The organism is Pseudoalteromonas sp. GW168-MNA-CIBAN-0100 (assembly GCF_040309225.1).
GTDB classification, from domain to species: Bacteria; Pseudomonadota; Gammaproteobacteria; order Enterobacterales; family Alteromonadaceae; genus Pseudoalteromonas; species Pseudoalteromonas arctica.
Genome location: NZ_JBEOOL010001057.1, coordinates 1 through 238 on the forward strand (window position 1 = coordinate 1; position 238 = coordinate 238).

Sequence of the window (238 nt, forward strand, 5' to 3'; positions counted from 1 at the left end):
TACATAGACTCGCCAAGTGCTGCAGCATAGTTTTTATGCTCAATACTCCAAAAACCCGATTGTGGATGGAAGTTGCGCGGGGTGTAGTTATCGTCTGGTAATTTAATTAGTGAATGGTGCATATGCACCGTTAACGAATAGGCGTCGGGGCTTATTTCACGCACAAACTTACCCGGTTGAGTACCGGCAAAGGTCAGCACAGCTTCAAGCTCTGTATTATTAATAAATGCTTTAGAGC

Annotated in this window: 1 protein-coding gene; it reads right to left on the reverse strand. The window is 44.1% G+C overall.

Annotated features, from left to right (window positions below):
* Window positions 1-238, reverse strand: a 238-nt coding sequence (locus tag AAEY62_RS24595) for a DUF5117 domain-containing protein (protein ID WP_350637107.1), incomplete at both ends; no start/stop codon positions are given.